The sequence below is a fragment of the Streptomyces albireticuli genome (assembly GCF_021228125.1).
GTDB classification, from domain to species: Bacteria; Actinomycetota; Actinomycetes; order Streptomycetales; family Streptomycetaceae; genus Streptomyces; species Streptomyces albireticuli.
On sequence record NZ_JAJQQS010000024.1, the window covers coordinates 118,521 to 125,512 of the forward strand.

General features: G+C 66.7%; 6 protein-coding genes. 3 read left to right on the top strand and 3 right to left on the bottom strand.

The genetic code is table 11. The features are described 5' to 3' along the window. Positions 1–120: 120 nt before the first annotated feature. Complete coding sequence (locus LUZ64_RS32820; RefSeq protein ID WP_211305151.1) at positions 121–375, bottom strand: hypothetical protein; 255 nt, start codon at positions 373–375, stop codon at positions 121–123. 146 nt (positions 376–521) lie between these two features. On the opposite strand from LUZ64_RS32820, the gene LUZ64_RS32825 reads away from it, so the two are divergent. The 3 genes from LUZ64_RS32825 (at position 522) to LUZ64_RS32835 (ending at position 2,195) form a co-directional block, all read left to right on the top strand. Beyond that, complete coding sequence (locus LUZ64_RS32825; RefSeq protein ID WP_095584266.1) at positions 522–701, top strand: helix-turn-helix domain-containing protein; 180 nt, start codon at positions 522–524, stop codon at positions 699–701. Positions 702–756: 55 nt separating this feature from the next. Then, positions 757–1,335 carry a TetR/AcrR family transcriptional regulator gene (locus LUZ64_RS32830; RefSeq protein ID WP_095584263.1) on the top strand — a complete coding sequence of 193 codons (579 nt, stop codon included), beginning with the start codon at positions 757–759 and terminating at the stop codon, positions 1,333–1,335. 77 nt (positions 1,336–1,412) lie between these two features. Continuing rightward, a complete protein-coding gene (locus LUZ64_RS32835; protein ID WP_095584267.1) occupies positions 1,413–2,195 on the top strand; it encodes an oxidoreductase in 783 nt (260 codons plus the stop codon). Positions 2,196–2,647: 452 nt separating this feature from the next. Here the strand turns inward: LUZ64_RS32835 and LUZ64_RS32840 are convergent, their stop codons facing one another. Both LUZ64_RS32840 and LUZ64_RS32845 read right to left on the bottom strand, forming a co-directional pair. Then, a complete protein-coding gene (locus LUZ64_RS32840) occupies positions 2,648–3,643 on the bottom strand; it encodes a serine hydrolase domain-containing protein (RefSeq protein ID WP_232390508.1) in 996 nt (331 codons plus the stop codon). Between the two features lie 110 nt (positions 3,644–3,753). Continuing rightward, positions 3,754–6,375 carry a DEAD/DEAH box helicase gene (locus tag LUZ64_RS32845; RefSeq protein ID WP_095584264.1) on the bottom strand — a complete coding sequence of 874 codons (2,622 nt, stop codon included), beginning with the start codon at positions 6,373–6,375 and terminating at the stop codon, positions 3,754–3,756. Positions 6,376–6,992 lie beyond the last annotated feature (617 nt).

Here is a 6,992-nt window from a genome sequence, read left to right on the forward strand (position 1 = left end):
GCGGGTAGGCAGGCTTCCTGCCGTTCGGCGATGGCGTCGGCGACCTTGGCGGCCTGGACCACGGGGAAACGTCCACGGTGAGCACGATCCGCCCGCCGAACCGTGGCAGAGGCAGGGATATCAGCAGGTCACACAAGGCATCGGTGTCGAGCCGCCATGGTTCAGGGGCCCGTACAGAGAGCCGTAGCCGCGCTGGTGCTCGGCGAGCAGTGACAGCTCCACCGGCGTCCGCGTCGGTCCGTCCGCGCACAGCAGCGCGTCGGTGAGTTCGAAGAACGCGTCCGCCCGCGCGGACAGACACCCGTAGAAGGCCGTCCGAAAGCGTGACAGCTCCGCGAACGCGTCCCGTTCGCCAGCACGCACCAGCACACTCATCCCACGGCCTTCCTTGTGAGCTCCTGCATCTCGTCGCAGAGTTCAGGATCACGAGGAAGGCCGCCCTCATACCCTGCGATCATTCCAAAGAGTGACCACATGACCGGTGCCGACCAAAAGGAACAAGCTGACGTTTCGCGGTCGCGCTGTGCTGTCCGACGCTCGGCGAGGCCGCTCGAGCTCTCGGCACCACCCAACCCGTTCTGGCAGCCCAGATCGCTCGCCTCGAACACGACCTCGGGAAGCACCTCCTTGAACGCGCCGGGCGCGGCCGCGGCATGCAGGCAACTCAGTTCGGCGCACGAGTTGTCACGGCAGTGCAGTAGCTGCGGAACTTCAGTTCTTGACTTCAAGGTCAAGAATGGTGCTAGTGTTCTGATCATGGGAAGGCCCAAGCAGTTCGATCCGGATGTCGCCGTTGAACACGCTATGGATGTGTTCTGGCGGAAGGGGTATGCCGGGACCACGCCGCAGGACCTCGTCGACGCGATCGGCATCGGCAAGGGCAGCCTCTACAACACCTTCGGCAGCAAACACGCCTTGTTCGAGCGGGCACTTCGCTGCTATCACGACAGCCAGGCCGTTGCTCTCATCGAGATGCTCGACGAGCCCGGTCCGGTCAAGGCGCGTCTGCGCAAGACGCTGGAATTCCTTGCCGAGATGGACCTCGCCGACCCGGACCGCCGGGGCTGCATGGCCGTGAACACGGCGGCAGAACTCGCTGGCACCGACCAGGTGGCAACCGAACTCGTCCAGCGCATGTTCGCCCGAACCGAGGACGCCTTCCGTGCGCTGATCGAAGAAGGGCAACGCTCAGGAGAGATCGCACCGGAACGTGATCCCGCAGCCCTGGGAAGCCTGCTGCTGAACACAGTCGTGGGCCTGCGGCTCCTGGCGCGTGTTACCGAAAGCCCTGATCGGCTCGTCCGAGTCATCGACGCGACGGTCGGCTCTCTCTAACCCGAACCGCGGCACTCGCTCCCCCCGGGGTGACTGCTGGCCACATTTTGTACTTCAAGGTCAAGAACTGGAGTGTCGTGCACCTCAACCTCACCGCCAAGACAGCCGTCATCACCGGTGCCAGCCGGGGCATCGGGCTCGCCACCGTTCGGACTCTCACAGCCGAAGGTGTCCGCGTCGTCGGCGCCGCCCGCACCATTACGCCCGAGTTGAAGGAAACCGGCGCCTACACGGTGTCGGCCGACCTGAGCACGGCCGAAGGCGTCGCCACTCTCATGGACAGCGCCCTCACCGAACTGGACGGCATCGACCTGCTCGTGAACAACGTCGGAGCTGGGGACGACGTGGAGCCCGTCGGCTTCCTCGACACCGACGACTCCCAGTGGACCCGCGTCCTCGACCTCAACCTGCTCAGCGCCGTCCGTGCCGCCCGCGCAGCTCTGCCGAGCCTGATCGAGCGCCGTGGGTCGATCGTCAACGTCTCGTCCATCAACTCGCGGCTGCCCGCCGCTGGCCCGGTCGCCTACAGCGCGGCCAAGGCGGCCCTGGCCGCACTCGGCAAGTCCCTGGCTGAGGAGTTCGGGCCTCGGGGGGTGCGCGTAAACACCGTCTCTCCCGGCGTGGTCCGCACCGCCATATGGGAGGACCCCGAGGGATTCGGTGGCAAGGTGGCTGCCGGAGCCGGGGCGGAGCACGCCGCGTTCCTTCAGCAGATCCCGGAAGCCTTCAACATCACTACCGGCCGCATTACCGAACCCGAAGAAGTCGCGGCCTTGATCGCGTTCCTTCTCTCCGACGTCGCAGGCAACATCACTGGTGCCGACCACATCATCGATGGTGGCACCGTCAAGACACTCTGAATCACGGAGTCCCACGAGGGCCGGGCTGATTCTTATGGCTGCGGGATGGGACGAGAGGCGTCCCATCCCGCAGCCATAAGAAATGACACGACCGTGAGACGGAACCCTCCGGCGGTCAGCCGTGAGACAGGCAGAAACCTGCAAGTCACAGGGCTGCTCCATGGCACGGATCTTGCGAGATCCTGCAGACCACCCTCGTCAGGGCCCGGATCCGTACGGATCCGGGCCCTGACGCTCTGCTGGCTGTCCTACCGACGGCGCTGGCCAATGGCGGTTGCCGGCCCAGGGAGTGCCGAGCGCCTCCGACCACAAGGGGCGGCTGCTCCGTCAGCGTGTCAGCGACTTGTAGACGGCCTGGAGGAGCCTTTGGCCGCGTGGGTCGGTGAGGCCGAGGTTGGTCATCTGGTTCATCACATAGGCGATGGTCATGCGTGCGTCGAGGTCGTTGACGATCAGCGATCCGCCTCTTCCGCCCCAGTAGCAGGTCTGGGGTTGGTCGTGCTGACCGGTGCGTCGTCGGCGTTCAGGGCGTAGCCCATGCCGAAGCGTAAGGGGATGCCGAGTACGAGGTCGGTGCCGTGGGACTGTTCGTCGAACACCGCACGACAGGTTGCTTCGGAAAGAAGGCGTGACGAGGGTGTCCGGCCTCCGGTGGCGAGGACCGATTGGACAGCGGCCACGGATCGTGCGTTTCCGTAGCCGTCCGCGGCAGGGATCTCGGCGCGGCGCCACTGAGTACTCCAGGTGTCCTGGACGGTCACATAAGCGCCGACCGGGACGGCCACCTGCGGGTTGGCCGCGGGCGCGGGGCCGGTTGCGGGGATGCCGTCGGAGACTCGGTGATCGTGTTCGGCCGCGAGACCGATGTGGAAATCCACGTCCAGCGGGCCGGCGATCTGGTCGGCGAAGAAAGCACCGATCGACTGCCCGCAGATGCGACGGATAACCTCGCCGATCAGAAAGCCATGGGTGAACCGATGGTAGCCAGACCCCGTGCCAGGTTCCCATCGGGGCGACTGGCGGGCCAGCAGGGTGGTGGCCTTCTCCCAATCACACAAATCATCGAGAGTCATGGGCTGATCCCAATCGGGCAGACCAGCGGTGTGGCCGAGCAAGTGCCGGACCTCCACGCGGTCTTTCCCCGCGATACCGAACTCGGGCCAGTACTTCGCGACCGGCGCGGACAGGTCGAGTTCGCCGCGATCAGCGAGGACAAGAGCACACACCGCGGTCATCGTCTTCGTGACGGACCACACGTTGACGATGGTGTCGCGTTGCCACGGTCGCGTACATTCCTGGTCGGCGTAACCACCCCACAGGTCGACCACAGGCTCGCCGTCGACGTAGACCGCCACCGAGGCACCGACGTCCGCTCCGCTGCGCAGCGAACCGGCGAACACTTCCCGTACCGCACCGAACCGGTCGCTGCAGTTGCCTTGAATTTCCATGCCGAACAGGGAACCCGATCTCCAGCGCTACGTCACCAGGCGGCCAAGGCCGATGACGCCTCTCCACCGCTGCGCCAACTGCCCAACTGCTGATGGCGACCTTCGCCGTATCACTTTGCGTCGCGCTTGCTGGTCCATCGCATGCCGAGGGCGTCGAGGTCTGCACGGCGTTGTGCGGTGAGCTTGTCGGCCCGTTTTCTGATGTTGTCGAGGACCATGCCGAGCTTGATGGCCACAGGCATCTCAGTGCCCCCCTGACCCTCTGTCGGGCCGTCTGCGGGCGCCAGGTGTTCGACATGCTTCCGGGGTACGTTGAGGTGGCCTTCGCGGGCGTGGTACTGCTGTGCGGCGCGGAGGTTGAGGGCCCATTTGTCGTCCTGTGTGCGTTTTACGGGCCGTTCGTGTTCCTCGGCCGGCGTGAGGTGAAGGACGTTTTCGAGGAGCCATTGCTGGACGGGCGTGAGGCTGTCCCAGCCGAGTCGGCAGGCTGTTGCCCAGCGTCCGAGGTCTTCGCCCTGTACGATCACCTCACCCGCCGTTGCTGGCACGGTCCCGCCGCCTTGGACGTGGGCTTGGGTGAGGCGGAAGTGGCGTTGCCATCCGGTGTCCCAGGCGGGGCACCAGCCTGCGTCGATCTCCTCGAGCAGCTCACGTCGTTCCTCGGTGAGGGCTTTGGCGCTGGATCCGGTGGGGAGGCCGGCCTCACGGCGCTCGCCGATGGTGTCCGCGAGCCGGGCGGCGGTTCGTAGATTCTTCGCCCAGGTCCCGACCGGGTACCCGTCCCAGACGGCGGTGGCGGGCGGGAGGAAATGCCCGTGAACAGCAGCCCATGCTCGGGCGGCTGTCAGCCCTTCTGCGAACGCGACGTCCTGGTGGGACCAGACCATTCCCAGCCGGTCGAGTTCCTCGACCCGTGTCCTGTCGAGATTGCCGGGGTTGGCGAATTTCCGCTGGTCGGTCAGCCATGTCCCGAGCGGGAACCCCGCAGGCTTCCACTCGGCGGGGGTGATGTACCCGTAGGGCACGCGCAGCTGCTGCGCCCCTGTTTCGGTGATCCAGCGGGTGGCGGCTTCGATGCCGCGGCGCCAGAAGGCCGTCTCGGGGTTGATGACCCGTAGCCGGATGAACTGTGCCAGGACCGCCGGGTCCCTGGGGGTGGAGAACTTCAGCAGTTCCCGTGCCAGCCTGCTCGGGCCCGCTTCACCACCAGCGACCAGCTGAGCGGCCGGACTCTCGACGGCCTCCTCGGTGTCTTCGTCCGCTTGGCCGGCCGGTCCGGTGTCGCTGTCACCCGCGTGAGGGGTTCCGGCGTCCTCACGCGCCCGCCGGGTCGGATAATTGCCGCTGCGCCGCCTGGGGTCGGCGAGAGCCTCGATCGTATCGGTGTCGTGCGCGCGCAGCGCCCCGAGGACCTTCGCGAGGGTCGCGTACCCGTCCGACGTCAGGAGATCGCTTGGTTTCTCGCCGGGAGCGAGGAATACTGGAACGATCAGTGACGCGATTTTCCCTTCTCCGGGACGGATGCGGAGTGCGCGTCCGACCATTTGCACGATGTCAACCATTGACCCTCGTGCGTCGCAAAAGGCGACGGAATCGCAATTTGCTGTGTCGACCCCTTCCCCGAGTACACGGACGGAGCTGAGCACGCGCAGCGCGGCCGGCTGGGGTTCGTCGCCGGGGCCGCCCTCGAGGACGTCGGAGGCGAACTCCTCCAGCACCGCCCGGCGGTGGCGGGGCGGGTGCTCGCCGTAGAGCCAGTCCGCCCACACGCGGTCCGGCCGCGGGAACCGGCCCGGCTCCTCCTCCCACGCCTTCCACGCCGCCCCCACAAAGCCGCCAGCCATGGCCTCGGCCTCGCTGATCTTGCTGTGGAACGCCAGAACCTTCCGCAGCCGCTCCTGCATCGCGGCTGTCAGCACACCGGTTTGCAGGGCGGCGAGCCTGGCGCCGCGTACCGCGTCCGAGCCGAAGTCCCCCTCCAGATGGGCCTCGTGCAGCTCAGGATCAGCAATGTCAACGCATACCACTTGATAGGGGGCAACCAGCCCGCGGCTGATGGCCTCGGACAGGCCCAGCTTGAATGCCACGGGCCCGTAGATGGGGGAGTCGGGGTCCATGCTTGCGACCAGCTGCGGCGTGCCGTCACGGCTGCCCTCGGCGGCTTCCCAGATGCGGGGTGTGGCGGTCATGTAGAGGCGGCGGGCTGCGGGGATCTTGGTCTGGTCGTGTACGGCGGCCCACGGCCTTCCGGCGTCCCCGCTGGTGCGGTGGGCTTCATCGACGACCATGAGGTCCCATACGGCCAGGCCCTGAGCGTGGGCGCGCTGGAGAACGCGGCGGCCGACGGAGGCGTAGGTGGCGAATACCGTCACCCGGTCCAGGCCGCGCGTCCATTCCACGAGCTCGGCTGGGTCTGTGGTGCAGGGCATGCCGTCGGAGTCCTCGGGCCGCAGGCGGCACACCCCCAGCATGGGCCCCGTGCGGCCGCCTTCCCGCCAGGCGGCCGCGGTCTGTGTCAGCAGGCCCAGCGTCGGGACCAGGACCAGCACTCGCCTCGCACCGAGTTTCTGGGCGGCCTCGGTGGCGATGAGTGTCTTGCCTGAGCCAGTGGCGGCGATGACCTGGGTCCGCAGTCCCTCGGCGGGCATGTGTCCGTCGGCGGGTGTCTGCAGGGCCCTCAGGACGGCGTCGACTGCTTCTACTTGATGGGGGAACAGTTCTTTGCCCGACATTCTTTTCTCCTTTCCAACCGATACTCTGCTCTGGTTGGCGCACGCTTTGATAGGCTGTTGGATCTGGGTTGTAATTCGAATTGCCGGGGATCTGAAGAGGCTGAGTGCAGGCAATTCATGGCCGTTTATTGAGTTGCCTGTTTCCTTCGACGGACCCCGTCCCTGCAATGTGCCGGGGGTGGCCTGTCTCTCCATAAGCTAGCGGCCTAGCAAAGATGACGCACCTGGGTCATAGGAACTGTTCGGAACTGACCGATCCTGCCAGGGTGATCTCAAATCCCAGGGCGGCCGAGCCCTCGCTACTCGAGTGACGGACCGTTCGGGAGCCCGGGACGCCGGCCAGGGCATGCCCCTATGAACCCCCGTCACGATGCGGCACCAACTCCGGCCCCTTGCCAGCCTTGAGGACCGCGCGGAGCGCGGTCCGCCGGCCGGATCGCGGAGCGATCCGAGCCCGAGGCCAACGGAGTTGGCCTTCCGGGCCACGGAGTGGCCCGGAACCCCGGGACGGAGTCCCGGAACACCGCACGGAGTGCGGTGCGTCTTCCGCCGCGTAGCGGCGGCGCGTCGTGTCTGCGGAGCAGACCGCGCGACCGGAAGAGCGTACTGGCGGGACA

Excerpts from the sequence above, each read along its gene's own strand:
- LUZ64_RS32830 (WP_095584263.1), top strand. The coding sequence starts at position 757 with ATGGGAAGGCCCAAGCAGTTCGATCCGGATGTCGCCGTTGAACACGCT.
- LUZ64_RS32820 (WP_211305151.1), bottom strand. The coding sequence starts at position 375 with ATGAGTGTGCTGGTGCGTGCTGGCGAACGGGACGCGTTCGCGGAGCTG.
- LUZ64_RS32845 (WP_095584264.1), bottom strand. The coding sequence starts at position 6,375 with ATGTCGGGCAAAGAACTGTTCCCCCATCAAGTAGAAGCAGTCGACGCC.
- LUZ64_RS32840 (WP_232390508.1), bottom strand. The coding sequence starts at position 3,643 with ATGGAAATTCAAGGCAACTGCAGCGACCGGTTCGGTGCGGTACGGGAA.